General features: G+C 69.4%; 24 protein-coding genes. 3 read left to right on the top strand and 21 right to left on the bottom strand.

Annotation, left to right across the window (positions count from 1 at the left end; translation table 11 throughout):
- Positions 1-5: 5 nt before the first annotated feature.
- The 12 genes from BLR99_RS18205 to BLR99_RS18150 all read right to left on the bottom strand — a co-directional run bounded on the left by BLR99_RS18205 (position 6) and on the right by BLR99_RS18150 (position 13,467).
- Positions 6-3,026, bottom strand: a complete 3,021-nt coding sequence (locus tag BLR99_RS18205) for a ligase-associated DNA damage response DEXH box helicase (RefSeq protein WP_048857548.1) — start codon at positions 3,024-3,026, stop codon at positions 6-8.
- Between the two features lie 97 nt (positions 3,027-3,123).
- On the bottom strand, positions 3,124-4,824 hold the full coding sequence (locus BLR99_RS18200; protein WP_011793559.1) for an ATP-dependent DNA ligase: 1,701 nt from the start codon (positions 4,822-4,824) through the stop codon (positions 3,124-3,126).
- Positions 4,821-5,936 carry a ligase-associated DNA damage response exonuclease gene (locus BLR99_RS18195; protein ID WP_011793558.1) on the bottom strand — a complete coding sequence of 372 codons (1,116 nt, stop codon included), beginning with the start codon at positions 5,934-5,936 and terminating at the stop codon, positions 4,821-4,823. Before BLR99_RS18195 ends, BLR99_RS18200 begins: the two co-directional genes overlap by 4 nt.
- Before the next feature lie 326 nt (positions 5,937-6,262).
- Positions 6,263-6,679, bottom strand: a complete 417-nt coding sequence (locus tag BLR99_RS18190) for a F0F1 ATP synthase subunit epsilon (RefSeq protein WP_011793557.1) — start codon at positions 6,677-6,679, stop codon at positions 6,263-6,265.
- Positions 6,680-6,800: 121 nt separating this feature from the next.
- On the bottom strand, positions 6,801-8,231 hold the full coding sequence (atpD, locus tag BLR99_RS18185) for a F0F1 ATP synthase subunit beta (RefSeq protein ID WP_017438142.1): 1,431 nt from the start codon (positions 8,229-8,231) through the stop codon (positions 6,801-6,803).
- 18 nt (positions 8,232-8,249) lie between these two features.
- On the bottom strand, positions 8,250-9,116 hold the full coding sequence (gene atpG / locus BLR99_RS18180) for a F0F1 ATP synthase subunit gamma (RefSeq protein ID WP_011793555.1): 867 nt from the start codon (positions 9,114-9,116) through the stop codon (positions 8,250-8,252).
- 18 nt (positions 9,117-9,134) lie between these two features.
- The gene (gene atpA, locus BLR99_RS18175) at positions 9,135-10,694 is read right to left on the bottom strand and encodes a F0F1 ATP synthase subunit alpha (protein WP_011793554.1); all 1,560 of its coding nucleotides are present in this window, start codon (positions 10,692-10,694) and stop codon (positions 9,135-9,137) included.
- 42 nt (positions 10,695-10,736) lie between these two features.
- The gene (locus tag BLR99_RS18170) at positions 10,737-11,279 is read right to left on the bottom strand and encodes a F0F1 ATP synthase subunit delta (protein ID WP_011793553.1); all 543 of its coding nucleotides are present in this window, start codon (positions 11,277-11,279) and stop codon (positions 10,737-10,739) included.
- A gap of 15 nt (positions 11,280-11,294) precedes the next feature.
- The gene (locus tag BLR99_RS18165) at positions 11,295-11,765 is read right to left on the bottom strand and encodes a F0F1 ATP synthase subunit B (RefSeq protein WP_011793552.1); all 471 of its coding nucleotides are present in this window, start codon (positions 11,763-11,765) and stop codon (positions 11,295-11,297) included.
- 34 nt (positions 11,766-11,799) lie between these two features.
- Complete coding sequence (gene atpE / locus BLR99_RS18160) at positions 11,800-12,048, bottom strand: F0F1 ATP synthase subunit C (RefSeq protein WP_011793551.1); 249 nt, start codon at positions 12,046-12,048, stop codon at positions 11,800-11,802.
- A gap of 54 nt (positions 12,049-12,102) precedes the next feature.
- Entirely contained in the window at positions 12,103-12,981 is an 879-nt protein-coding gene (gene atpB / locus BLR99_RS18155) for a F0F1 ATP synthase subunit A (RefSeq protein WP_011793550.1), read from the bottom strand.
- Positions 12,982-12,996: 15 nt separating this feature from the next.
- The gene (locus tag BLR99_RS18150) at positions 12,997-13,467 is read right to left on the bottom strand and encodes an ATP synthase subunit I (protein WP_011793549.1); all 471 of its coding nucleotides are present in this window, start codon (positions 13,465-13,467) and stop codon (positions 12,997-12,999) included.
- Between the two features lie 220 nt (positions 13,468-13,687).
- Between BLR99_RS18150 and BLR99_RS18145 the strand changes: the two genes are divergently transcribed.
- The 3 genes from BLR99_RS18145 to lipA are packed head-to-tail and all read left to right on the top strand — an operon-like array spanning position 13,688 to position 15,722.
- Positions 13,688-13,999: a YbeD family protein gene (locus BLR99_RS18145; RefSeq protein ID WP_011793548.1), complete on the top strand. Its 312-nt coding sequence runs from the start codon at positions 13,688-13,690 to the stop codon at positions 13,997-13,999.
- Positions 14,000-14,013: 14 nt separating this feature from the next.
- Positions 14,014-14,709, top strand: coding sequence for a lipoyl(octanoyl) transferase LipB (gene lipB, locus BLR99_RS18140; protein ID WP_046060306.1), 696 nt, complete (start codon positions 14,014-14,016; stop codon positions 14,707-14,709).
- A gap of 14 nt (positions 14,710-14,723) precedes the next feature.
- A complete protein-coding gene (lipA, locus tag BLR99_RS18135; protein WP_017440080.1) occupies positions 14,724-15,722 on the top strand; it encodes a lipoyl synthase in 999 nt (332 codons plus the stop codon).
- Positions 15,723-15,791: 69 nt separating this feature from the next.
- Here lipA and BLR99_RS23540 read toward each other — a convergent pair whose 3' ends face one another.
- The 9 genes from BLR99_RS23540 to kdpF all read right to left on the bottom strand — a co-directional run bounded on the left by BLR99_RS23540 (position 15,792) and on the right by kdpF (position 24,896).
- Positions 15,792-15,929, bottom strand: coding sequence for a hypothetical protein (locus tag BLR99_RS23540; protein ID WP_017440638.1), 138 nt, complete (start codon positions 15,927-15,929; stop codon positions 15,792-15,794).
- Positions 15,902-16,063, bottom strand: coding sequence for a hypothetical protein (locus tag BLR99_RS23535; protein WP_228194041.1), 162 nt, complete (start codon positions 16,061-16,063; stop codon positions 15,902-15,904). Before BLR99_RS23535 ends, BLR99_RS23540 begins: the two co-directional genes overlap by 28 nt.
- Before the next feature lie 25 nt (positions 16,064-16,088).
- A complete protein-coding gene (locus BLR99_RS18130) occupies positions 16,089-16,373 on the bottom strand; it encodes a hypothetical protein (RefSeq protein ID WP_228195459.1) in 285 nt (94 codons plus the stop codon).
- Between the two features lie 219 nt (positions 16,374-16,592).
- Positions 16,593-17,303: a two-component system response regulator KdpE gene (kdpE, locus tag BLR99_RS18125; RefSeq protein ID WP_011793543.1), complete on the bottom strand. Its 711-nt coding sequence runs from the start codon at positions 17,301-17,303 to the stop codon at positions 16,593-16,595.
- 10 nt (positions 17,304-17,313) lie between these two features.
- Entirely contained in the window at positions 17,314-20,115 is a 2,802-nt protein-coding gene (locus BLR99_RS18120) for a DUF4118 domain-containing protein (RefSeq protein WP_046060442.1), read from the bottom strand.
- Between the two features lie 37 nt (positions 20,116-20,152).
- A complete protein-coding gene (gene kdpC / locus BLR99_RS18115; RefSeq protein ID WP_011793541.1) occupies positions 20,153-20,815 on the bottom strand; it encodes a potassium-transporting ATPase subunit KdpC in 663 nt (220 codons plus the stop codon).
- 23 nt (positions 20,816-20,838) lie between these two features.
- Positions 20,839-22,971, bottom strand: coding sequence for a potassium-transporting ATPase subunit KdpB (gene kdpB / locus BLR99_RS18110; protein WP_046059930.1), 2,133 nt, complete (start codon positions 22,969-22,971; stop codon positions 20,839-20,841).
- A 21-nt stretch (positions 22,972-22,992) separates the two neighbouring features.
- Positions 22,993-24,798: a potassium-transporting ATPase subunit KdpA gene (kdpA, locus tag BLR99_RS18105; RefSeq protein ID WP_017438743.1), complete on the bottom strand. Its 1,806-nt coding sequence runs from the start codon at positions 24,796-24,798 to the stop codon at positions 22,993-22,995.
- Complete coding sequence (gene kdpF / locus BLR99_RS18100) at positions 24,798-24,896, bottom strand: K(+)-transporting ATPase subunit F (RefSeq protein WP_013592920.1); 99 nt, start codon at positions 24,894-24,896, stop codon at positions 24,798-24,800. Before kdpF ends, kdpA begins: the two co-directional genes overlap by 1 nt.
- Positions 24,897-25,025: the final 129 nt, after the last annotated feature.

Here is a 25,025-nt window from a genome sequence, read left to right as displayed (position 1 = left end):
GGGACTCACAGCCGCGGCAGGGGCCGCGACGGCTTGCGCTCGCGGCGCCGGCTGCGTCCGTCCCCTGCCGCGCCGGTGCCCCCGTCCTCGGCGGAAGTGAGTGAAAAGTCCAGCGTGCGGCGCACCGCGTCGGCGGCCTGCTGCATCGCGGTCTGGGCGGCAGGCGCAACCCCGCCCGCCGTGTCCTCTTCCTTGCCGGCCGCCTTCTTCGCCGCGGTGCGCCTGCGCTGCGGCCGCGCGGGCGGGTCCGGAGGCACCACATCCTGCGCCGACGGGCCGGGCGCAGCAGTACCTCCCTCGTCGGCGGCGGTGTCCAGCTGCGCCAGCATGCGCGCGATGCGGTCGGCCAGGTCCTCGTTGGTGAGCTTTTCCCGGAAGCGTTCCACCATGAGCGGGAAAGCGAACGGGCTGGGCCGCGCCAGCGGCTGCACCACCAGGGCCTGCGCCTGCATGCGGCGCAGCGCCGCCAGCAGCTGCGCCACGTCCAGCTCCTGGCTCAGCACTTCCTCGTCGGCCTGGCGCAGGAGCATGTTGCCGGCGTCGTACTTGCGGAAAACCTCGAAGAACAGCTGCGACGACGCCTGCAACTGCCGCGCGCTGCGGCGCTCGCCAGGATGGCTCTGAAAGATGAGCCCTGCGACCCGTGCGATTTCCCGGAACCGGCGCCGGGCCATTTCGGTGGCGTTGAGGCTGGCCAGCACCTCGTGCAGCAGCGCGTGGCGCGCCTCGTCCTGCGGGGCGCTGCCGGTCCCGATCACGCTGGCGCCGGACGAGTCCGCGGCCGCGGCCCGCGCGGCGTTCGCGGTATTGCGGATGGCCAGGGCTTCGCCGGCCGGCAGCCCCGGCGGGCCGGTATCGCTCCCCCCCTCAGGCACTGGCGCGGCATGTACCCGCAGCAACTCCGGCAGCAGGGCGGCCCAGTCGCGCTCGGTCGCCGACAGCAACTCCAGCCCGTAGTCGTTCACGGCGATGGAAAACGTGCCGGCCTCCCCCTGGGCGGCACGCCACGCGAAAAGGCTGGCCAGGCCGATGTGTGCGTGGCGGCCCGCGAACGGATACAGGAACAGGTGCCAGCCCTCGCGGGTGCGCAGGGTTTCGGCGAGCAGCGTACCGGGCGTCGGCAGTGCGGACCACCGCTGCTGCACCTCCAGCAGCGGCCGCACGCAGCGCAGCTCGGGCGATCCATAACGCCCCACGGCCGCCTGCGCGAGTTGCTGCACCACGAAATCCGCGAGCACCGTGGACAGCGGCATGCGCGATCCGGCCCAGCGCGGCACCGTGGGCCGTCCGCGCGCGGCGCGCCGCACGTAGGCGGTCATGTCCTCGATTTTCACCATCTCCAGCACCTGCCCCGCGAAAACGAAGCAATCGCCCGGCGACAGGCGCGACAGGAAGCTCTCTTCCATCGTCCCGAGCCGCGCGCCGTGCAGCACCTGCACGGCCATGCTGGCGTCGCTCACGATGGTGCCGATGTTGGCGCGGTGGCGGCGCGCCAGGCGGGCGCTCGGCATGCGCCAGATGCCCTCTTCGTCCGGCGCCACGCGCTGGTAGTCGGGATAGGCCGCGAGCGAGGGCCCTCCGCGGTGCACGAAATCCAGGCACCACTGCCAGACCGCGCGCGGCAGGTCGCGGTAGGCCACGGTGCGGCGCACCTCCGCGTACAGCGCCTCGGGCTCGAAACCGCCCCCGAGCGCCACGGTGACGAGGTGCTGCACCAGCACGTCCACCGGCCTGCGTGGACTGGCGCGCATCTCCACCTCGCCGGCCTGCACCGCCGCGCGCGCGGCGGCCGCCTCGACCAATTCCAGGCTGTGCGTGGGCACCAGCGTGATGCGCGACGGTCGCCCCGGGGCATGGCCCGAGCGCCCGGCGCGCTGCAGCAGCCGCGCGATGCCCTTGGCCGAACCGATCTGCAGCACGCGCTCCACGGGCAGGAAATCCACGCCCAGGTCCAGGCTGCTGGTGCACACCACCGCGCGCAGGCGCCCTTCCTTGAGGCCCGCTTCCACCCATTCGCGCACGCCGCGGTCCAGCGAGCCGTGGTGGATCGCCAGCTCGCCCGCCCAGTCGGGCCGCGCGTCGAGGATGGCCTTGTACCAGAGCTCCGCCTGTGACCGCACGTTCACGAACACCAGCGTGGTCGTGGTGGACTCCAGCTCGCGCACCACGGCGGGCAGCATGCGCAGCCCCAGGTGCCCGGCCCAGGAAAACCGCTCGGGATGGTCGGGCAGCAGCGTATCGACGACGAGCCGCTTGTCCACCTGGCCCTGCACCAGCACGCCCTCCCCTGCCCCCTCCGCGCCCAGGGGCGCCAGCAGCGCATCCCGCGCCTCGGGCAGGTTGCCGAGCGTGGCCGACATGCCCCAGACGCACACCCGCGGATTCCAGCCGGCCAGCCGCGCCAGCGCCAATTGCACCTGCACGCCGCGCTTGTTGCCGAGCAGCTCGTGCCACTCGTCGGCCACCACGAGGCGCACGGTGGACAGCAGCTCTCGCGCGTCCGCCCGCGCCAGCAACAGCGACAGGCTCTCCGGCGTGGTCACCAGCACCGTGGGCAGCCGGCGCGACTGCGCGCCGCGTTCGGAACTGCCCGTGTCGCCCGTGCGGGCACCACTGGTCCAGCGCGCGAGCGCGGGCTGCGTCGCCGCGAGTTCATCGAGCGGGGTTCGCAAGGCCTTCAGCGTGTCGGCGGCCAGGGCCCGCATCGGCGTGAGCCAGAGCACGGTCAGCGGCTCCGGCGGCGGGGCCTTGTGCCGCCTTCCGTCCGCCGGCCTTGCCGCTGCGGCCTCCAGGGCATCGGCCAGGTCGGCCCGCGCCTTGCCCGCGGTGCCGAAGGCCTGGAGCGCGCCCAGCCATACCGCATAGGTCTTGCCGGCCCCGGTGGTTGCATGCAGCAGCCCGCTGCGGCCCTGGGCAAGGGCACGCCAGACCTCGCGCTGGAAGGGGAAGGGGCGCCAGCCGCGCGCGGCGATCCAGGCTTCCGCCAGCGGGCGGGCGCGAGGAGCACGGGAAGAGGAGCTGGGCATGGAGGTGGAGGATGGTGGGCGGCGTCACCGCGGTGACCGGGCCGCTGGCGCCGTCTTCATGGTGGAACGGGCAGCGCTGCGGGCCATGCATTGGAAATCAAGGATCCGACCTCGGCAACAGCGCCTCCAGCGTCTCCAGCGAATCCGCCTCCTCCACCGGCTTGTCCTCCCGCCAGCGCAGCATCCGCGGAAACCGCACCGCGATGCCGCTCTTGTGCCGCGCACTGCGGGCGATGCCCTCGAAGCCGAGCTCGAATACCAGCGTGGGCTTCACGCTGCGTACCGGCCCGAAGGTTTCCACCGTGGTGCGGCGGATGACCGCGTCTACGCGCGCCATCTCGGCGTCGGTCAGGCCCGAATACGCTTTCGCGAACGGCACGAGAGAGCGGCCTTCCGCGCCGGGCGGCCCGTCCCAGACGGCGAAGGTGTAGTCGCTGTACAGGCTGGCGCGACGCCCGTGGCCGCGCTGCGCATAGATGAGCACCGCATCCACGCTCAGAGGGTCGATCTTCCATTTCCACCACGTTCCCACATCCTTGGTGCGGCCCACGCCGTACTGCGCGTCGCGGGCCTTGAGCATCATGCCTTCGACGCCCAGGGATCGGGCATGGGCCCGCCGGGCGGCCAGCTCGTCCCAGTCATGGCCGTGCAGCAGGGGGCTGGCGACCAGCGCCGGATGCGACACCCGGGCGAGCAGGGCATCGAGGCGCGCCCGGCGTTCATGCTGCGGCAGCGCCCGCAGATCCTTCCCGTCCTCTTCCAGCAGGTCGTAGGCCAGCAGCACCACGGGCAGCTCGCGCAGCAGCTTGGGGCCGAGCGTCTTGCGGCCGATGCGTTTCTGCAGGTCCGCGAACGGACGCACCCGTGCCGGCGCATCGCCCTCCGCATGCTGCCAGACGACGATCTCGCCATCGAGCACGGTACCGTCCGGCAGGGCCTCCTGGCCCAGGCGCTGCAGTTCGGGAAAGCGGTCGCTGACCAGCTCCTCGCCGCGCGACCAGACCCAGGTGGCACCCGCACGCCGCACCAGTTGGGCGCGGATGCCGTCCCACTTCCACTCCACGATCCAGCCGCCGGGCGGCCCGAGCGTGGCCGCGAACTGGTCCACGGGCAGCGACAGCGGGTGCGCCAGGAAGAAGGGATAGGGATGGCCGCTGGTTTCGCCGGACTGCGCCGCGTCGTCCGCCGCGCCCTGGCCGGTCTCGGCGAGCGGCGCCACGAGGCGTTCGTAATCCGCCGGCCCGGGCCGTGCGCCGATGTGCGTGTAGCCCATGAGCCGCTGGGCCACGCGCTTGGGATCCACGCCGCTCACGGCCGCCAGGGCCTGCGTGACCTGCAGCTTCGACACACCGACGCGGAAGGCCCCCGTGATGAGCTTGAAATAGACGAGCCGCTCCTCGGGCGCCAGCCGGTTCCACTGCGCCCGCAACATCGGCTCCAGCGCTTCGGGCGCCATGCCGCGCAGCGGCAGCAGGTGCTGCTCCACCCATTCGGCCAGGCCCAGCGCATGGGCCTCGGCGGGCGCCGGCAGCAGCAGTGCGATGGTTTCCGCGAGGTCTCCGACCGCTTCATAGCTTTCGTCGAACAGCCATTCCGGCAGGCCCGCCGCCTCGCGCGCGAACTGCCGCAGCAGCTTGGTCGGGACCAGCTGGCGCGGCTTGCCGCCTGCCAGGAAGTACACCGCCCAGGCCGCATCCGCAGGTGCCGCCGCGCGCAGGTAAGCCTGCAGCGCCGCCTGCTTGGCGAGGCTGGAGGTGCTCGCGTCCAGCGCGCGGTAGAGAGCGGCAAAGTCCTTCATGGCGCCGCTTCCCCGCCCTCTGGCGGGCCATCGTCTTCGACAGGCGACGCATCACCGCCCGGCGCGGCGACCGGCGGTGTAGCCGTGGAGGCATCCGGCGCCGCATCATCGTCCTCGTTGCCGTATTCCGTGCGGAACGACTGCGCATCCAGTCCCTGCTCCCGGAGCCAGCGCACCAGCACGGCCACGCTGCCATGCGTCACGAAGACGCGCTCCGCCCCGGTGGCGCCGATGGCCGACTGCAGGCCGGGCCAGTCCGCATGGTCCGACATCACGAAGCCCCGGTCCACGCCGCGCCGGCGCCGGGTGCCCCGCAGCTGCATCCAGCCGCTCGCGAACGCATCGGAATGCCGGGGGAAGCGGCGCATCCAGGGCGTGCCCTGGGCCGAAGGGGGGGCGACCACCAGGGCCGTCTGCAGCAGCTTCGCGTCCACGCCCGGATCCGTGGCCCGCAGCGTCGGGGGCAGCGCCACGCCGGCCGCACGGTACACGGCATTGAGCGGCTCCACCGCGCCATGGACCACGATGGGCCCGATCGAGGCGTCCACGCCGTGCAGGATGCGCTGTGCCTTGCCGAAGGCATAGCACAGCATCACCGACGGCCGCCCCTGCGCGGCGTTCGCGCGCCACCATGCGTCGATCTCGGCGAACAGCACCTCCTGCGAGGGCCAGCGGTAGATCGGCAGGCCGAAGGTGGACTCGGTGATGAAGGTGTCGCAGCGCACCGGCTCGAAGGGCACGCAGGTGCCGTCGGGTCCGGTCTTGTAGTCACCCGAGGCCACCCAGACGCGGCCGCCATGCTCCAGACGCACCTGGGCCGACCCGAGCACGTGGCCTGCGGGATGCAGCGAGATGCGCACGCCGTGGTGTTGGATGGCCTGCCCGTACGGCAGCGTCTGCAGCGTGATGTCGGCCCCGAGCCGGGCGCGCAAGGTCCCTTCGCTGTCGATGTGGGCCAGGTAATGGGAGTGGCCCCAGCGGGCGTGGTCCGAGTGCCCGTGCGTGATGACCGCCCGCTCCACGGGCTTCCAGGGATCGATGTAGAAATCGCCCGGAGGACAGTAGAGCCCCTCGGGCCGCGCGATCACCAGGTCATCGGAAGCAGCCGCCATGGGCAAGCCCTTCCATGGAATGGAGGAAAGCGCCAACCCGCCGCCCCGCTGACCCCGCCGCCCAATGCGACGTACGTAGAAGGAAGAAAGCCCTGGTGTGCGCTTGCATGAGGAATGCTAGCGCCCGTCCCGTTGCCCCTCCCGTACAGCCCGCCGCATGCCGATGTCGGAGTACGCCTACCCCACCATCCACTTTCCGGCAGCCGAAACATGCGGTGCCCGCACCACCGCATCGCCCGCGCCGGGGGAAAAAAAAACCGCCCTGTCGGGCGGCTTCGTGGGGAACGCGAGAGGCGAGGCCGGCCGGCACCGGCCGCCACCCGGGCTCAACGCTTCTGGCGGAACTTGCGCAGCGCGGCGATCTGGGCGGCCATCACGGCCAGCTCGGACTGCGCGCGAGCGAAATCGACGTCGCTCTTGGCGTTCTTCAGCGCTTCTTCGGCGGCGGCCTTGGCAGCGGCTGCCTTCTCGTCGTCCAGGTCCTTGCCGCGGATGGCGGTATCGGACAGCACGGTCACGCGCTCGGGCTGCACCTCGAGGATGCCACCGGCCACGAAGACGAACTCTTCGCCGCCGTCGGCCGTCTCGATGCGCACCGATCCCGGCTTGATGCGGGTGATCAGCGGCGTGTGGCGCGGGTAGATGCCGAGCTCGCCGGCCTCGCCGGGCAGCGCGACGAAGCGCGCCTCACCCGAGAAGATGGACTCTTCGGCGCTGACCACATCGACGTGGATGGTGTTCATGGTTTTCCTTCCAAAAGTCGGGGGGAAAGCAAGGAATCGGCCGCATCGCTAGGCGGCGCGCGGAAATGTGCATCGAGCACATTGAGCACGCCAACGACGCGAGGTGGCCGATTACGCCGCTTTACGCGACCTTCTTGGCCTTTTCGAAGGCTTCGTCGATCGTCCCGACCATGTAGAACGCCTGCTCCGGCAGGTGATCGCACTCGCCGGCCACGATCATCTTGAAGCCGCGAATGGTTTCCGCCAGCGGCACGTACTTGCCGGGCGAGCCCGTGAACACTTCGGCCACGTGGAACGGCTGCGACAGGAAACGCTGGATCTTCCGGGCGCGGGCCACGGCCAGCTTGTCCTCGGGAGCCAGTTCGTCCATGCCCAGGATGGCGATGATGTCGCGCAGTTCCTTGTAGCGCTGCAGGGTGCCCTGCACGCCGCGGGCCACCTGGTAGTGCTCTTCACCGACCACTTGCGGGTCCAGCTGGCGGCTGGTGGAGTCCAGCGGATCCACGGCGGGGTAGATACCCAGCGAGGCGATGTCGCGCGACAGCACCACGGTGGAGTCCAGGTGGGCGAAGGTCGTGGCGGGAGACGGGTCGGTCAAGTCATCGGCAGGCACGTACACGGCCTGGATGGAGGTGATCGAGCCGACCTTGGTGGAGGTGATGCGCTCCTGCAGGCGGCCCATTTCCTCGGCCAGCGTCGGCTGGTAGCCCACGGCGGAAGGCATGCGGCCCAGCAGTGCGGACACTTCGGTACCGGCCAGGGTGTAACGGTAGATGTTGTCCACGAAGAACAGCACGTCGCGGCCTTCGTCGCGGAACGATTCGGCGATCGTCAGGCCGGTCAGGGCCACGCGCAGGCGGTTGCCCGGGGGCTCGTTCATCTGGCCATAGACCATGGCGACCTTGGAGTCTTCGAGCTTCTCGAGGTTCACGACGCCGGAATCGGCCATTTCGTGATAGAAGTCGTTGCCTTCACGGGTACGCTCGCCCACACCAGCGAACACCGACAGACCGCTGTGGGCCTTGGCGATGTTGTTGATGAGCTCCATCATGTTCACGGTCTTGCCCACGCCGGCGCCGCCGAACAGGCCCACCTTGCCGCCCTTGGCGAACGGGCACACCAGGTCGATCACCTTGATGCCGGTTTCCAGCAGCTCCTGCGACGGCGACAGTTCGTCGTACGCAGGGGCCTTGCGGTGGATGGAGGCCGTCAGTTCCTGGCTGACAGGGCCGCGCTCGTCGATGGGCGAACCCAGCACGTCCATGATGCGGCCCAGCGTCGCCTTGCCCACGGGCACGGTGATCGGGTTGCCGGTGTTGGACACCATCAGGCCGCGGCGCAGGCCGTCGGACGAACCCAGGGCGATGGTACGCACCACGCCGTCGCCGAGCTGCTGCTGCACTTCCAGCGTCAGCGTGGAGCCTTCGAGCTTGAGCGCGTCATACACCTTGGGCATCTGGTCGCGCGGGAACTCGACGTCCACCACGGCGCCGATACATTGAACGATCTTGCCCTGAACGCCAGCGTTCACTTGGGTGTTCTCTTGAGCCATTGCATTTGCTCCAAAAATTTAAACTGCCGCGGCACCCGCGACGATCTCCGAAAGTTCCTTCGTGATCGCGGCCTGGCGCGTCTTGTTGTAGACCAGCTTGAGTTCGCCGATGACGTTGCCCGCGTTGTCCGTGGCGGCCTTCATGGCCACCATGCGCGCCGACTGCTCGGACGCCATGTTCTCGGCCACGGCCTGGTAGATCAGGGATTCCACGTAGCGCACGAGCAGGTCGTCGATGACGCTCTGGGCATCGGGCTCGTAGATGTAGTCCCAGCCGTGCTCGGTCTTCTCGGCCTGCATCTTCTCGGACGAGAGCGGCAGCAGCTGCTCCACGACCGATTCCTGCTTCATGGTGTTGATGAACTTCGTGTACGCGAGGTACACGCCGTTGATCTTGCCTTCGGCATAGGCGTCGAGCAGCACCTTCACGGGGCCGATCAGCTTGTCCAGGTGGGGGGTGTCCCCCAGGCCGGTCGCATGCGACACCACCTGGGCGCCGATGCGGTTCAGGAAGCCCAGGCCCTTGTTGCCGATCGCGACGGCCTGCGTGGACACGCCCTGCGACTGCAGTTCGCGCAGCTTGGCCGTCACGGCGCGCAGCACGTTGGTGTTCATGCCACCGCACAGGCCTTTGTCCGTCGTCACCACGATGAAGCCGGCCGTCTTGGCGTCGTTCGACTTCATGAAGGGATGGACGTACTCGGGATTGGCCTGGCCGAGATTCGCCGCGATGTTGCGGATCTTCTCGCTGTAAGGCCGTGCGGCACGCATGCGGTCCTGCGCCTTGCGCATCTTGGACGCGGCCACCATTTCCATGGCCTTGGTGATCTTCTTGGTGTTCTCCACCGATTTGATCTTGCCGCGTATTTCCTTGCCTGCTGCCATGATGGGTCCTCGTCCGGTTTAGGCGAACGACTTCTTGAAGGCCGTGATGGCTTGCGTCAGTTCGGCCTCGTCCTTGCCTTCCTTGTCGAAGGCACGGTTCTTCTCCAGGCGCTCCAGCAGGGCGCCGTGGCTGGTCTTGAGGAACTGGTGCAGGCCGGATTCGAAGGCGAGCACCTTCTTCACGTCCACGTCGTCCATGAAGCCCTTGTTCACCGCGAACAGCGTCGCACCCATCAGCGAGATGGGCAGCGGGGTGTACTGGGGCTGCTTGAGCAGTTCGGTCACGCGGGCACCGCGGTCGAGCTGCTTGCGGGTGGCTTCGTCCAGGTCGGAAGCGAACTGCGCGAACGCAGCCAGCTCACGGTACTGCGCCAGGTCGGTACGGATACCGCCGGACAGGCCCTTCACCAGCTTGGTCTGCGCGGCACCGCCCACGCGGGACACCGAGATACCGGCGTTGATGGCGGGACGGATACCGGCGTTGAACAGGCTGGTTTCCAGGAAGATCTGGCCGTCCGTGATCGAGATCACGTTCGTCGGGACGAAGGCGGACACGTCGCCGGCCTGCGTCTCGATGATCGGCAGGGCCGTCAGCGAACCGGTCTTGCCCTTGACTTCACCCTTGGTGAAGGCTTCGACGTAGTCGGCGTTCACGCGGGCTGCGCGCTCCAGCAGGCGGCTGTGGAGATAGAACACGTCGCCGGGGTAGGCTTCGCGGCCCGGCGGGCGGCGCAGCAGCAGCGAGACCTGGCGGTAGGCCACGGCCTGCTTGGACAGGTCGTCATAGACGATCAGCGCGTCTTCGCCGCGGTCGCGGAAGTACTCGCCCATCGTGCAGCCGGAGTAGGCCGACACGTACTGCATGGCAGCCGATTCGGAAGCGGATGCCGCCACCACGATCGTGTATTCCATGGCGCCGGCCTGTTCCAGGGCGCGCACCACGTTCTTGATCGACGAAGCCTTCTGGCCGATCGCGACGTAGATACACGTCACGCCCTGGCCCTTCTGGGCGATGATGGCGTCGATGGCCACGGCCGTCTTGCCGGTCTGGCGGTCGCCGATGATCAGCTCGCGCTGGCCACGGCCCACGGGCACCATCGCATCGATGGACTTGATGCCGGTCTGCAGCGGCTGGTCCACGGACTGGCGCGCGATCACGCCGGGAGCGACCTTCTCGATCACGTCCGTCAGCTTGGCGTTGATCGGGCCCTTGCCGTCGATGGGCTGGCCCAGGGCGTTCACCACGCGGCCGACCAGTTCGGGGCCCACGGGCACTTCCAGGATGCGGCCCGTGCACTTCACGGTGTCGCCTTCGGAGATGTGCTCGTACTCGCCCAGAATCACGGCGCCGACGGAGTCGCGCTCGAGGTTCAGTGCGAGGCCGTAGGAAGGCTGGCCGTCCTTGGTGGCCGGGAATTCGAGCATTTCGCCCTGCATCACTTCCGACAGGCCATGGATGCGCACGATGCCGTCGGTCACGGACACCACGGTGCCCTGGTTGCGGATGTCGCTGCTGGCTGCCAGACCTTCGATGCGGCTCTTGATCAGTTCAGAAATCTCTGCGGGATTGAGTTGCATGACTCTTTCCTTCTTTCTTGGGTTAGCCGAAACCTCGGGCGCTTACGCGACGAGGGCCGCTTTCATTTGTTCCAGACGGGCCTTGACGGAGGTGTCGAGCACCTCGTCGCCCACGGCCACGCGCACGCCGCCAATCAGCGACTCGTCGAGCTGCACGGAGAGGTTCAGCTTGCGGCCGAAGCGCTTCTCCAGCGAGGCACCGAGCTCCGCCAGCGCGGCGGCGTCGATCGGGAACGCGCTGTGGACCACCGCGTCGGACGAGCCGCTCTGCCGGTTGACCAGGGCGCGGAACTGCGCAGCCACCTCGGGCAGCGCTTCGAGGCGGCCGTTGTCGATGAGCACGCGCAGGAAGTTGCGGGCCGCATCGGAGAGCGGCGCGCGCACCACCCCGGCGATCAGGTCGAACAGCTGTCCGGACTCGATCTTGGGGTTGTCGGCCAGCTGCCGCACCTGCGGGTCGGCAGCGATCGCCGCCAGTTCGTCCACCCAGGCGACGGTGCTGCCCAGGTCGGCGCCCGGCTGGGCTGCGCAGGCCTTGAACAGGGCTTCCGCGTAAGGGCGGGCAATGGTGGCGAGTTCTGCCATGGTTGCGTCCCTTACTTACAGCTCGGTCTTGAGCCGGTTCAGCAGATCGGCGTGGACGCCGGCATTGACCTCCTTGCGGAGGATCTGCTCGGCACCCTTGACGGCCAGCGCGGCCACCTGCTCGCGCAGGGCTTCGCGGGCCTGGATCGTCTGCTGCTCGGCCTCGGCGCGGGCAGCGGCGACGATCTTGTTGCCTTCCTCGGTCGCACGGGCCTTGGCCTCTTCGATGATGGCCTGGGCACGGCGCTCGGCGTCCGCAAGACGCGATGCCGTCTCGTTGCGCGTCTGCGCGAGTTCCGTCTCGACGCGCTGGTTCACGGCGACGAGTTCGGACTTGGCGCGGTCGGCAGCAGCGAGGCCTTCGGCGATTTTCTGGGCTCGCTCGTCCAGCGCCTTCGCGATCGGGGGCCACACGAACTTCATCGTGAACAGCACCAGGATCAGGAAGACGATGGCCTGAACGAACAGGGTCGCGTTGATACTCACGGCAACACCTTTCTAGTTGGGCGTTGGACGGGGATCAGGCCAGGACGAAGGGGTTGGCGAAAGCGAACAGCAGGGCGATGGCAACGCCGATCAGGAAGGCGGCGTCGATCAGGCCGGCCAAGATGAACATCTTGGTTTGCAGTTCGTTGATCAGCTCGGGCTGGCGGGCGGAAGCTTCGAGGTACTTGCCACCCATCAGAGCGATACCGATCGATGCGCCGATGGCGCCCAGACCCACGATCAGACCACAAGCCAGAGCGACGAGACCGAGAATGTTTTCCATGATGACTCCTAGGATGAAAAGAAAGAAAGGTTGAGAAGGAAGGAAAGGGAAGGCTCAGTGAGCTTCATGCGCCTGGCCGAGGTAGATCAGCGCCAGCATCATGAAAATGAAGGCCTGCAGGGTGATCACCAGGATGTGGAAGATCGCCCAGATAGAGCCCGCAATGATGTGCCCCACGGGGAGCAACACACCGGAAAGCGACATGGCTGCCGCGCCGCCCATCAGGGCGATCAGCATGAACACCAACTCACCAGCGTACATGTTGCCGAACAGCCGCATGCCATGCGACACGGTCTTGGCAACGTATTCGATGATCTGCATCAGCAGGTTGACCACGCCCAGGATCAGGGCGAAGACGGGATTCTTGCTCGTGCCGAACGGAGCGGTCACGAGTTCGTGCGCCCAGCCGCCCAGGCCCTTGATCTTCACGCTGTAGTACAGGCAGAGGACCAGCACGGCCGTGGACAGGCCCAGCGTGGTGGAGAGGTCGGCCGTGGGCACGACGCGCAGGTAGGCGTGGTGCGGATCGTGGCCGGCGGCACCGTAGATCTGCGCCCAGATGGCGGGCAGCAGGTCCACGGGCAGCATGTCCATCGCGTTCATGAGGAAGATCCACACGAACACGGTGAGCGCCAGCGGGGCGATGAACTTGCGGCTCTCGGCATTGTGGATGTTGGCCTTGGCCTGGTTGTCCACCATCTCGACGAGGATCTCGACCGCGGCCTGGAAGCGGCCGGGCACGCCGGACGTGGCCTTGCGCGCGCACAGCCAGAAGGCGAACAGCGCGATCGCGCCGAGCACCAGGCCGACCACGACGGAGTCGATGTTCACCACGGAGAAATCGACGATGGACTTCTGCTTGATGTTCTGAAGATGCTGCAAGTGGTGAACGATGTATTCACTGGCAGTCGGGGCATGCGCTTCTGCGGCCATCGGACAACTCTTCTCTCAATCAATCGGTTTGCGGACACCGGGCCGCGCCATGAGCGCGATCCAGTACGTTTTCATCGTCACCACCATGCCGGCGAGCAGAGCCAGCCAGCTCAATCCCGGCACCAGCCGGGGCGCCGCCGCCAGCATGGCGACGGTCAAAGCAATCTTGACCAGCTCCCAGCCGAAGAGCCCCGCCAGGGCGCCCCCGGCGGAAGACCTCCTGCGTGCCATGCCCCGGGCGAAGAGCGCTGCGGGAAGGACCACCGCCAGCGCTCCGTAACCCGTGGACCAGGCGACATGGGAGCGTCCGGTCACCACCCAGGCCACCAGGGCCGCAACGAGCCCCACCGCCGCCTGGCCCGCAACGATGCGCCAGATGGACACGGGTGGATGTCGTTGCCGCCATTCCTGCGCCTCGGCTGCAGAAAGGGGCTTGAAACCGGAATCCTCGACCTCAGTTCCTGTGTCCGGAGCGTCTGTTTTCATGGTTGGTGAACGCCTGTTGGACGCCCGGCATCCGGGCTGGAACTTCTTACAAAGCCCTTGATTATAAGTAAAAACCCGTTGCATCCTGCAATGCCTTGGGGCGTGCGTGCGACAACGGCGCGCAACGATGCACCCGATGGGTGAACCAGGCCTCTTGCGGGCACCAGCATGGCGCATCGCCGCCCGGGCGTCTCCCCCCTGCTTCGCCGACAATCATCGCATGACACAGCCCCCCACCCCTTCCCCGGTGATCGGATCCGAGGGCGATCCGCGCAAGGAATCGCTCATCGAGTACCCCTCCCGCTTTCCCATCAAGGTCATGGGCCGCAAGGCCGACGGGTTCGTCCATGCGCTGACCGAGGTGGCCCGCCGCTTCGATCCATCGTTTGACGCCTCCACCATCGAGTTGCGTGACAGCCGCGAAGGCAATTACCTGGGCGTGACCCTCACCGTGACGGCGACCAGCCGCGAACAGCTCGACGACCTGTACCGCGCGCTTTCCTCGCACCCGATGGTGAAGGTGGTGCTCTGATCCGGGACGCGGCGATGCAGGTGCGGATGCTCGGGCGGGTGGACTTGCGCGAAACGGTGGAGGCCATGCAGGCGTTCACCGCGCAGCGCACCGGCGACACGCCCGATGTCCTGTGGGTGTGCGAGCACGCCCCCCATTTCACGCAGGGCCTCGCGGGCCGCGCGGACCACCTGCTGGCCCCTGGCGACATCCCCGTGGTCGCCACCAACCGCGGTGGGCAGGTCACCTTCCACGGCCCCGGGCAGGTGGTGGCCTATCCGCTCGTCGATCTGCGGCGTGCCGGCTACTACGTGAAGGAATACGTCCACCGCGTGGAAGAGGCCGCGATCCGCACGCTCGCGCATTTCGGCGTCACGGGCCACCGCGTGGCCGGCGCGCCGGGCATCTACGTGCGGCTGGACGATCCGCGCAGCCACGCCCTGCTGCCCCAGCGCCCGCGGAAGGCCGACCCGCTGGAGCCCGCGGCGGCCGTGCCCGACTTCACCGGGCTGGGCAAGATCGCCGCGCTCGGCATCAAGGTTTCGCGCCACTGCACCTACCACGGCGTGGCACTCAACGTGGACATGGACCTGGAACCCTTCTCGCGCATCAACCCTTGCGGCTACGCAGGGTTGCCGACCGTGGACCTTTCTACAATCGGCGTGCACACCACCTGGGACGAAGCGGCTTCCGTGCTGGCCAGCCAATTGGCCATCCGCCTCGCGCCCTGACCTCAGCACCAGCCATGAGCACTCCCGAAGTCGTGCGCGAAGCGCAATCCACCGTCGCCTACAACCCGCTCGCCAAGCAGAAGGCCGCCGCGAAGCTTTCGCGCATCCCCATCAAGGTGGAGCAGGGCGAGGTGCTGAAGAAACCCGAGTGGATCCGCGTCAAGGCCGGCTCGCCCACCACGCGTTTCTACGAGATCAAGGAGATCCTGCGCGAGCACAAGCTGCACACGGTGTGCGAGGAGGCCTCGTGCCCCAACATCGGCGAGTGCTTCGGCAAGGGCACGGCCACGTTCATGATCATGGGCGACAAGTGCACGCGCCGCTGCCCGTTCTGCGACGTGGGCCACGGCCGGCCGGACCCGCTGGACAAGGACGAACCGCTGAACCTCGCGCGCACCATCGCCGCGCTCAAGCTGAAGTACGTGGTGATCACCAGCGTGGACCGCGACGACCTGCGCGACGGCGGCAGCGGCCACTTCGTGGAGTGCATCCAGAACATCCGCGCGCTCTCGCCCGCCACGCAGATCGAGATCCTCGTGCCCGACTTCCGCGGCCGCGACGACCGCGCGCTGGAGATCCTCAAGGCCGCGCCGCCCGACGTGATGAACCACAACCTGGAGACCGCGCCGCGCCTGTACAAGGAAGCGCGCCCGGGATCGGACTACCAGTTCAGCCTGAACCTGCTCAAGAAGTTCAAGGCGCTGCACCCCGGCGTGCCCACCAAGAGCGGCATCATGGTGGGCCTGGGCGAGACCGATGAAGAGATCCTGCAGGTGATGCGCGACATGCGCGCGCACGACATCGACATGCTGACCATCGGCCAGTACCTCGCGCCGTCCAACAGCCACCTGCCGGTGCGCCGCTACGTGCACCCCGATACCTTCAAGATGTATGAAGAGGAAGCCTACAAGATGGGCTTCACCCACGCCGCGGTGGGTGCGATGGTGCGTTCGAGCTACCACGCGGACCAGCAGGCGCACGCGGCCGGCCTGCAGCCTGGCCCGCAGGGCTGAACCGCGGCGGCTGCGCGCTGGCGACGGGCCGGCGGGGGCCGCCGCCGCGATGGAAACGGAACGCGCGCCTCAGGAAGGCGCCGTGATCCTCACGTAGCAGGTTCCCCCCGCCGACAGCACGGTACCCACCTGGCATTGCGGAGTGCCGGACGGCGTGCGCACGGTGAACGAATCGGGCTTCATGATGCTCTTGATCTGCTGCGCCACTCCGCTGGTATTGTGATGATGGTTTCGCCGGTGGAAAGAAACACCGAACCGCCGGCCGGGTTGGCCACTGCGACAACGTCGGAACCGGCTGCGTTGCCGAAGCCGAGGGGGATGAACCAAGTCAGCATGGCCATGCCGGCTTGCCAGAGCGCCTGCACCTCATGCGCGCACATGAAGCACTTTTGGTGGCGATGGTTCCGCGGGCCGCGGTAAGTCATGGGCCACGCGGCCGATCCGGCCGAATTCCGCCATCGGCAGGGCGGCCATGAGCCGGTCCATGCATTCGCCGATGTCGGCCTCGCGCAGATGCAGATAGACCGTGCACACCGGCCGCACGGCATCCACCGACAGGCGGTAGGTGCCCAGCAATGGCCCCAGCGCGGCATGGAGGCGCTGGCGCACGCGCAGTGCCGGCTCCCGTGCCAGCCGGACCGGCAGGACCACGCCGGGCACCGCGGGGCGGGCACGGCGGGCGCAGGAACACACGGCGCCGGCATCAGCGCCCTCTTCGTCTCGAAATATCCGATGCAGCAGCATGCTCTGGGACTTCGTGCGGCGCGGAGCGCTTGTGCGAAGCAGGATGGAACAGGCCTTCAGTCTAGGAACGGGCGCATCAAAACGGCGTAAAAAGCACGGCGCGCCGCGTCAATCCGCCGCAAAGCGTCAGGCGGCCAGGCGGTACCCCACCCCGGTCTCGGTCAGCAGGTGGCGCGGCTGCGCGGGGTCGGCCTCCAGCTTCTGGCGCAGGTGGCCCATGTAGATGCGCAGGTAATGGCTCTGGTCGGAACGCGCGGGGCCCCAGACCTCGCGCAGCAGCTGGCGCTGGGTGATGACGCGGCCCGCGTTGGCCACCAGGACGGTGAGCATGCGGTACTCGGTGGGCGTGAGGTGAACGACCGTACCCGCGCGCCGCACGAGGCGCGCCCCCCGGTCCACCTCGATGTCGCCGAAGCGGAACACCGGCTCGGCGGCCTCGGCCTGCAGGCCCTGCCCGGTGGCGGGCCGCGGCCTGCGCAGATTGGCGCGCACGCGTGCGAGCAATTCGCCCGTGCCGAAAGGCTTGGTGAGGTAGTCGTCCGCGCCCGCGTCGAGGGCGGCGATCTTGTCCGCCTCGTCGGTGCGCGCGGAGAGCACGATGATGGGTACGGCCGACCAGCCGCGCACGTCGCGGATCAGTGCCACGCCGTCGCCGTCGGGTAGCCCCAGGTCCAGCACCAGCAGGTCGGGCTGGCGCGTGCCGGCAGCCGACAGCCCCTCGCGCAACGTGGCAGCCTCGTGCACCTGCCAGCCCTCCTCCTCCAGCGCGCCGCGCACGAAGCGGCGGATCTGGGGCTCGTCCTCGATCACGATCGCGGTGCGCGGGTGCTGGGTCATCGGCGGGCATTCATTCAGGAGAGGTTGCGATCGGCCCCGGGGAGTCGGAAGCGTCTTCATCCGGGAGCTCGGCGGCTTCCCCCACGGCAGGCGGGTTGCGCCGCGGCAGGGTGACGGTGAATTCTGCTCCCGGCCCGGCCCCGGCACCCGATGCCGCGATATCGCCGCCATGCGCCAGCACCACGGCGCGGCAAATCGCGAGCCCCAGCCCCACGCCGGGCGTGGGAGATTCGGACTGTCCGCGCGTGAACTTGTCGAACAGCGTGTGCTCGCGGCCCCGCAGCGCCGCAGGCAGTCCGGGGCCGTGGTCGCGCACGCGGATGCGCAGCGTGCCGGGCAGGGCCTCGGCGGCGATGTCGATGGGCGGGGCGCCGTACTTGGCGGCGTTCTCCAGCAGGTTCACGAGCACGCGCTCGATCAGCACCGCGTCGAACTCCACGAGCGGCAGGTCCGCAGGCAGCGCCGTGCGCACTTCCAGCGCACCGAGTGCGGGCCGTGCCGCGCGGATGGCCGAGCCCACCACCTCTTCCACCGACTGCCAGTCGCGCCGCAGGCGCACGCTGCCGCCCGCGAGGCCGCTCTCCAGCCGGGCCATGTCCAGCAGGTTGCTGACCAGGGCGTGCAGCTGGTGGGCCTGCTGCACGATGGCCTGCGATGCGGCGGGGAGGGCTTCATCGGGTTGCGCCGGCAGCGATTCCGCCAGGGCGATGAGCGCGGTGAGCGGCGTGCGCACGTCGTGCGAGATGGCGCCCAGCAGCGCGTTGCGCAGGCGCTCCGATTCCATGTCCAGCACGGCACGCTGCGCCACCTCGACGTAATGCACGCGCTCCAGCGCGATGGCGACTTGCCGCGCAAGGGTTTCCAGGTGCTGCGCCTGCTCGGGGATGAGCAGCCAGCGCGGCCGCGCGGGCGCGAGCGCGAGCACGCCGCGCACGCGCATGGGAGCCGTGAGCGGCACGTAGCGCCAGCCCTGCGCGGCCAGCGTGGCCGTCCCCAGGCCCGCGCTGCGACCGTGGCGCAGAGTCCAGTCCGCCACGCTCGGATCGAAGCCCGCGGGCGGCACGGCGGGCACCGCGAGGCGGTCGGTGTCGTCCAACGGCAGCACCACGGCCTGCCCTCCGAAATGCTGCTGCACTGCCCGGACGCCGATGTCCACCACTTGCGACGCTTCCAGCGCCGCCGAGAGCTCGCGCGTGAGCTCGAACAGCGAGCGCATGCGCTGCTCCCGCCCGGCCGATACCCCCGCAGAGAAGCGCAGGCCCGCGGTGAGCTGCCCCACGAGCAGACCCACGCCGAGCATCACGCCGAAGGTGACGAGGTATTGCACATCGCTCACGGCGAAGGACAGCTGCGGCGAGACGAAGACGAAATCGAAGGCCGCCACGTTGAGCAGTGCGGCCAGCGCGGCGGGAACCCGCCCGAAGCGCATCGCCACGCCGACCACGCCGAGCAGGTAGAGCATGACGATATTGGTCAGCTCCAGCACGCCGGACAGCGGCAGCGCGAGCAGCGTGACCGCCACGCTCGCGGCGACCGCCGCCCCGTAGCCGGGCCAGCGGACGGACGGCCGACCGCCGTCTTCCTGCGCGCCGGCACCTGCCGGGTCGCCCGCCGGGCGCCAGGGCGCTGCAGGCAGGCGGCGGCTGCTGCCGGGCTCGCCCGCTTCGACGATCTCCAGCGTGGGCGCGGCAGCACCGATCGCCTGCGCCGTGCCGGGCACAGGCCACCACCGCCCGAGCCCCGTGCGGCGGCGCGCGCGGCCCACCACGACGGTCGCGCAGTTGAGCTGGCGCGCATGCTCCGCGAGCGGGGGCGCCACGGCATCGCCGGTGAGCACGGCGGTTTCCGCGCCCAGCCCCTCGGCCAGCTGCAGCACGGCCAGGATGCGGTCGCGCTCACGCGCGGGCAGGCGCTGCAGCCGGGGGGTTTCCACATAGGCGGCATGCCAGCGCACGTTGAGCTGGCCGGCGAGGCGGGCGGCGGTGCGCACGGTGTGGGCGGCGTCCTCGTGCGGGCCGACGCAGGCCAGCAGGGCGCCGGAGGTGTTCCAGGCCGGAGGCACGCCATGGCCGCCGCCGGACTGCTCCACGCGCCAGCCGCGCACGTCGTCTTCGACGTGTTCGGCCGTGCGCCGCAGGGCGATCTCGCGCAATGCGATCAGGTTGCCCTTGCGGAAGAAATTCTGCGCCGCGCGCTCGGCCTGCTGCGGCAGATAGACCTTGCCCGCGGCCAGCCGCGCGGCCAGTTCGTCGGGCGTGGCATCGACGAGCACCACTTCGTCGGCCTCGTCGAGCACGGTGTCCGGCACGGTCTCGTGCACGCGCACCCCCGTGATCGCGCCGACGGTGCCGTTGAGGCTCTCCAGATGCTGTACGTTGAGCGCCGTCCAGACCTCGATGCCCGCGGCCACGAGTTCCTGCACGTCCTGCCAGCGCTTGGCGTGGCGCGAGCCCGGCACGTTCGAATGCGCGAGTTCGTCCACCAGCAGCACGGCCGGCCGGCGCTGCAGCGCGGCGTCGAGGTCGAATTCGGTGCGTTTGCGCCCGCTGTGCTCCAGTGTGCGCCGCGGCAGCACGGGCAGCCCCTCCAGCAGGGCCGCCGTCTCGGCGCGGCCATGGGTTTCCACCACGCCCACGAGCACGTCGCGGCCGGCCTGGCGCTCGCGCTGGGCGGCGCCGAGCATCGACCAGGTCTTGCCCACGCCCGCGTTCGCACCGAAGTAGATGCGCAGCTTGCCGCGCTGCACGCGCTGCTCTTCGGCGCGCATCTGCGCGATGAGGGCGTCGGGATCGGGTCGGAGGTCTGTCGGCATGCTGAACGGCAACGCGGGAGTCCGCAGTCTCCCGGATTCAGCGCACCGCGTCGAGCGCCAGATTGAGCGTGAGCACGTTCACGCCCGCCTCGCCCAGCCACGGCAGCAGCGGCGCCTCGGTGTGCGATCGCACCAGGGCGTCCACGCGTTCCTGCGGCAGGCCGCGCGCGCGCGCCACGCGGGCCGCCTGGTAGCGGGCCGCCGCCACGCTGATGTGGGGATCGAGCCCGCTGGCCGAGGCCGTGACGAGGTCCACCGGAACGGGCGCGGTGTTGCCGGGGTCGGCGGCCCGCAGGGCCTCGATGCGCGCCTTCACCGCGTCGGCGAGGGCCGGGTTCGCCGGCCCCTGGTTCGAGCCGCCGGAGGCGCCCGCGTGGTAGGGCATGGGCGCCGTCGCCGACGGGCGACCCCAGAAGTGTGCGGGATCGGTGAAGTTCTGCCCGATCAGGCGCGAGCCCACGGCGTGCCCCGCGCTGTCACGGACGAGGCTGCCCGCGGCCTGCTGCGGGAACACGGACTGCGCCACGCCGGTGACGGCCAGCGGATAGAGCACGCCGGTGGCCACCGACAGGCAAACGAACAGTGCCAGCGCCGGCCGCAGCAGCGGTCCGCGCAGGGAGGGCGCGGCGCCGTCGTCCGTGCCTGCGGCGGTGGGAGGGACGGCCGGGGTGGCCGGCGATGCGAGGGAAGAGGAAGCCATGGTGGTTCTCCGCAAAAAGGCGTTCAGACGAGGCCGACGGCCACGAGCGCCCAGTCGATGAGCTTGATGCCGATGAACGGCACGACGAGACCGCCCAGGCCGTACACGGCGAGGTTGCGCCGCAGCAGCGCGGCGGCGCCCACCGGCCGGTAGCGCACGCCCTTGAGCGCGAGCGGAATCAGGAAGACGATGATCAGCGCGTTGAAGATCACCGCCGACAGGATGGCCGACGACGGGCTCGCCAGCCGCATCACGTTCAGCGCGCCGAGCTGCGGATAGGTGGAAACGAACATCGCCGGGATGATCGCAAAGTACTTGGCCACGTCGTTGGCGATCGAGAACGTGGTGAGCGAGCCGCGCGTCATCAGGAGCGCCTTGCCCGTCTCCACCACTTCCAGCAGCTTGGTGGGGTTGGAGTCCAGGTCCACCATGTTGCCGGCCTCCTTGGCGGCCTGCGTGCCGCTGCCCATGGCCACGGCGACATCCGCCTGGGCCAGCGCGGGCGCGTCGTTCGTGCCGTCGCCGGTCATGGCGACCAGCCGCCCTTCGGACTGGTAGCGGCGGATGAGGGCGAGCTTGTCCTCGGGCGTGGCTTCGGCGAGGAAGTCGTCCACCCCGGCCTCGGCCGCGATGGCCGCCGCCGTGAGCCGGTTGTCGCCCGTGATCATCACGGTCTTGATGCCCATGCGCCGCAGCTCCGCGAACCGCGCCTGGATCCCGGCCTTGACGATGTCCTTGAGCTCCACCACGCCCAGGACACGGCTGCCCTCCGCCACGGCCAGCGGCGTGCTGCCGCGGCGGGCCACGTCGTCCGCGGCGCGGGTCACCTCCGCGGGCATGGAGCCGCCCAGGGCTTGCACATGCCGGGTCAGGGCCTGCACGGCACCCTTGCGCAGTGCCACGGGGGCGGCGCCGCCCGCGGCGGGCAGGTCCACGCCGCTCATGCGGGTCTGTGCGGTGAACGGCACCAGCACCAGGCCGGCGGGCGCGCCTGCTTCCGCCTCGACGCCCTCGCGGCGAGCCAGCTCCACGATGCTGCGGCCCTCGGGCGTCTCGTCGGCCAGCGAGGCCATGAGCGCCGCCCGGGCCAGGTGCGCGCGGGACACGCCCGGCGCCGGCATGAACGCGCTCGCCTGCCGGTTGCCATGGGTGATCGTGCCGGTCTTGTCCAGCAGCAGCACGTCCACGTCGCCCGCGGCCTCCACCGCGCGGCCCGAGGTGGCGATCACGTTCGCCTGCATCATCCGGCTCATGCCCGCCACGCCCACGGCCGACAGCAGGCCGCCGATGGTGGTGGGGATCAGGCACACCAGCAGCGCGATCAGCGCGGTGAGCGACACCACGGTGCCCGCGCCCGAGGCCTGCACGCTGAACAGGGAGAATGGCAGCAGCGTCACCGTCACCACGAGGAACACGATGGTGAGCGCCACCAGCAGGATGGTGAGCGCCACTTCGTTGGGCGTCTTCTGGCGCTTGGCGGCCTCCACCATGCCGATCATGCGGTCGAGGAACGACTCGCCCGGGTTCACCGTGATGCGCACCACCAGCCAGTCGGACAGCACGCGCGTGCCGCCCGTCACGGCGGAGAAGTCGCCGCCGGACTCACGCACCACCGGCGCGGATTCGCCCGTGATCGCGCTTTCATCCACCGAGGCCATGCCCTCGATCACCTCGCCGTCGAGCGGGATCACGTCGCCGGCGTCCACCTGCACCACGTCGCCGCGGCGCAGGTTGGTGGCCTGCTCGGGCAGGAAGCGCGCGCCATGGCGCGGCTCGGAGAGCTTCTTGGCCCAGGTGTCCTTGCGCAGTCCGCGCAGCGATGCGGCCTGCGCCTTGCTCCGGCCTTCGGCCAGCGCCTCGGCGAAGTTGGCGAACAGCACGGTGGACCACAGCCACACCGCCACCGCGAGGATGAACGCCGGGCGCATGCCCATGTCCTGCGCGGTGGTCAGCGCCTGCAGCCACAGCAGCGTCGTGAAGATGCTGCCGATGAAGACGATGAACATCACCGGATTGCGCCACTGCACGCGCGGGTCCAGCTTGGCGAAGGCCTGCCACACGGCCGGGCGCACGAGCGCGGCGTCGAACAGCGTGAGGTTCCGCGAGGGAACCGGGGCCGCGGCGGGTGCCGTGGCCGGGGATTGGGGGGTCGTCATGTCGTTCTTCTCCTCGCCCGCTCACCGGGCCTGCAGCACCAGGTGCTCCACCACCGGGCCGAGCGCCAGCGAAGGCACGTAATTCAGCAGCCCCACGAGCAGCACCGTGAACACCAGCAGCGCCACGAACAGCGGGCCATGCGTGGGCATGGTGCCGGTGCCGGGCGGCAGGCGCTTCTTGGCGGCCAGCGAACCGGCGATGGCCAGAACCGGCACGATCACGCCGAACCGGCCGAACCACATGGCCAGGGCCAGCAGCACGTTGTAGAACGGGGTGTTCGCGGACAGCCCGGCGAAGGCGCTGCCGTTGTTGTTGGCGGCCGAGGTGAGCGCATACAGCACCTCGGAAAAGCCGTGCGCCCCGGGGTTCGCGATGCCGGCCTGGCCCGCGGCCGCCAGCACGGCCACGGCGGTGCCCACCAGCACGAGGATGGGGGTGACGAGAATGGCCACGGAGGTCAGCTTCATCTCGCGCACCTCGATCTTCTTGCCCAGGTACTCCGGCGTTCGCCCGATCATCAGGCCGGCGATGAACACCGCGAGGATGGCGAAGACCAGCATGCCGTAAAGGCCCGTGCCTACGCCGCCGAACACCACCTCGCCGAGCTGCATGAGCACCATCGGCACCATCCCGCCCAGCGGCGTGAAGGAGTCGTGCATGCCGTTCACGGCGCCGCACGAAGCCGCGGTGGTCACCGCCGCGAACAGTGCGGAAGCGGAGATCCCGAAGCGCACCTCCTTGCCCTCCATGTTGCCGCCGGCTTGCGTGCCGGAGGCCACCTGGTCCGCTCCCAGCGCGGACAGCGCCGGGTTGCCCGCCTGCTCCGCGGCAGTCACCGCGACCACGGCCACGGCGAACATCAGCACCATCGCGGCCAGCAGCGCCGCGCCCTGGCGCCAGTCCCCTACCACGCGGCCGAACGCGAAGCACAGCGCCGCGGGGATCAGGAAGATCGCCAGCATCTGCGCGAAATTGGCGAGCGGCGTCGGGTTCTCATAGGGATGCGCCGAGTTGGCATTGAAGAATCCGCCGCCGTTCGTGCCCAGCATCTTGATCGCCTCCTGCGAGGCCACGGGTCCCATGGGAAGCGTCTGCGCACGCGTGCTGGCCTCTCGCGTGAGCGGGTTGCCGGACGTATCCTTCAAGGGCTGCCCCTGCGCATCGAGCTGCGGGTCCTGGTAGATGGTCGTCTCCACCGTGGCCACGTCCTGGTAGGGCGTGAAGTTCTGGATCACGCCCTGCCCGGCGAGGAAGATGGCGAGCACGAAGGACAGTGGCACCAGCACCCAGGCCGTGATGCGCACGATGTCCGCCCAGAAGTTGCCCACATGTCCGGCCCCATCGCCACCGCGCGCGGCGAATCCCCGCGCCAGCGCGAAGGCCACGGCAATGCCGGTCGCGGCAGACAGGAAGTTCTGTACCGACAGCCCGAGCATCTGCACGAGGTAACCCATCGTGGACTCGCCCGCGTACCCCTGCCAGTTGGTGTTCGACACGAAGCTCACGGCCGTGTTGAACGCGGAATCGCCCGATACTGCGGGCAGTCCCTGCGGATTCAGGGGCAGCACACCCTGCAGGCGCTGCAGGGCATACACGGCGAACACCCCCAGGGCATTGAAGGCCAGCAGCGCCAGCGCGTAATGGCGCCAGTGCATGCCCGCCTCCGGCCGCACGCCGGCCAGGCGATAGAGCGGTGCTTCCACGCGGTGCATCCAGCCCGGCAGCCGCCCATCGCACACCGCGGCCAGGGCCCGGCCCAGCGGCCACGCCAGCAAGCCCAGCACGCTCAGGAAAAGGGCCAGCAGGCCCCAGGCGGAGGCAGTCATCAGAACTCCTCCGCGCAGATCAGCGCGAACACCAGGTAGGCGAACAGCAGCACCGCGACGATGCCACCGAAACCGTAGAGCACGTCGATGCCGATCATCGCGCGTCTCCCCGCGGCCGGCCGTCGTGGCGGCCCAGGATCACCACGGCCTCGGCCATGGCCACCCACAACGCCGCGATCGCGGCAACCCACAGCACATCCATGTTCATGCACTCCAACAACCCTTGC

This window comes from Paracidovorax citrulli (genome assembly GCF_900100305.1).
GTDB classification, from domain to species: Bacteria; Pseudomonadota; Gammaproteobacteria; order Burkholderiales; family Burkholderiaceae_C; genus Paracidovorax; species Paracidovorax citrulli.
The sequence above is the reverse complement of the archived record's forward strand: the minus strand, read 5'-3'. Positions and strand labels throughout refer to the sequence as shown.

What these genes read in the sequence shown, in the direction of transcription:
- BLR99_RS18205 (WP_048857548.1), bottom strand. Translation starts at nt 3,026, where the DNA reads ATGCCCAGCTCCTCTTCCCGTGCTCCTCGCGCCCGCCCGCTGGCGGAA.
- BLR99_RS18200 (WP_011793559.1), bottom strand. Translation starts at nt 4,824, where the DNA reads ATGAAGGACTTTGCCGCTCTCTACCGCGCGCTGGACGCGAGCACCTCC.
- BLR99_RS18195 (WP_011793558.1), bottom strand. Translation starts at nt 5,936, where the DNA reads ATGGCGGCTGCTTCCGATGACCTGGTGATCGCGCGGCCCGAGGGGCTC.
- BLR99_RS18190 (WP_011793557.1), bottom strand. Translation starts at nt 6,679, where the DNA reads ATGAACACCATCCACGTCGATGTGGTCAGCGCCGAAGAGTCCATCTTC.
- atpD (WP_017438142.1), bottom strand. Translation starts at nt 8,231, where the DNA reads ATGGCTCAAGAGAACACCCAAGTGAACGCTGGCGTTCAGGGCAAGATC.
- atpG (WP_011793555.1), bottom strand. Translation starts at nt 9,116, where the DNA reads ATGGCAGCAGGCAAGGAAATACGCGGCAAGATCAAATCGGTGGAGAAC.
- atpA (WP_011793554.1), bottom strand. Translation starts at nt 10,694, where the DNA reads ATGCAACTCAATCCCGCAGAGATTTCTGAACTGATCAAGAGCCGCATC.
- BLR99_RS18170 (WP_011793553.1), bottom strand. Translation starts at nt 11,279, where the DNA reads ATGGCAGAACTCGCCACCATTGCCCGCCCTTACGCGGAAGCCCTGTTC.
- atpE (WP_011793551.1), bottom strand. Translation starts at nt 12,048, where the DNA reads ATGGAAAACATTCTCGGTCTCGTCGCTCTGGCTTGTGGTCTGATCGTG.
- atpB (WP_011793550.1), bottom strand. Translation starts at nt 12,981, where the DNA reads ATGGCCGCAGAAGCGCATGCCCCGACTGCCAGTGAATACATCGTTCAC.
- BLR99_RS18150 (WP_011793549.1), bottom strand. Translation starts at nt 13,467, where the DNA reads ATGAAAACAGACGCTCCGGACACAGGAACTGAGGTCGAGGATTCCGGT.
- BLR99_RS18145 (WP_011793548.1), top strand. Translation starts at nt 13,688, where the DNA reads ATGACACAGCCCCCCACCCCTTCCCCGGTGATCGGATCCGAGGGCGAT.
- lipB (WP_046060306.1), top strand. Translation starts at nt 14,014, where the DNA reads ATGCAGGTGCGGATGCTCGGGCGGGTGGACTTGCGCGAAACGGTGGAG.
- lipA (WP_017440080.1), top strand. Translation starts at nt 14,724, where the DNA reads ATGAGCACTCCCGAAGTCGTGCGCGAAGCGCAATCCACCGTCGCCTAC.
- BLR99_RS23535 (WP_228194041.1), bottom strand. Translation starts at nt 16,063, where the DNA reads ATGGCCATGCTGACTTGGTTCATCCCCCTCGGCTTCGGCAACGCAGCC.
- kdpE (WP_011793543.1), bottom strand. Translation starts at nt 17,303, where the DNA reads ATGACCCAGCACCCGCGCACCGCGATCGTGATCGAGGACGAGCCCCAG.
- BLR99_RS18120 (WP_046060442.1), bottom strand. Translation starts at nt 20,115, where the DNA reads ATGCCGACAGACCTCCGACCCGATCCCGACGCCCTCATCGCGCAGATG.
- kdpC (WP_011793541.1), bottom strand. Translation starts at nt 20,815, where the DNA reads ATGGCTTCCTCTTCCCTCGCATCGCCGGCCACCCCGGCCGTCCCTCCC.
- kdpB (WP_046059930.1), bottom strand. Translation starts at nt 22,971, where the DNA reads ATGACGACCCCCCAATCCCCGGCCACGGCACCCGCCGCGGCCCCGGTT.
- kdpA (WP_017438743.1), bottom strand. Translation starts at nt 24,798, where the DNA reads ATGACTGCCTCCGCCTGGGGCCTGCTGGCCCTTTTCCTGAGCGTGCTG.
- kdpF (WP_013592920.1), bottom strand. Translation starts at nt 24,896, where the DNA reads ATGATCGGCATCGACGTGCTCTACGGTTTCGGTGGCATCGTCGCGGTG.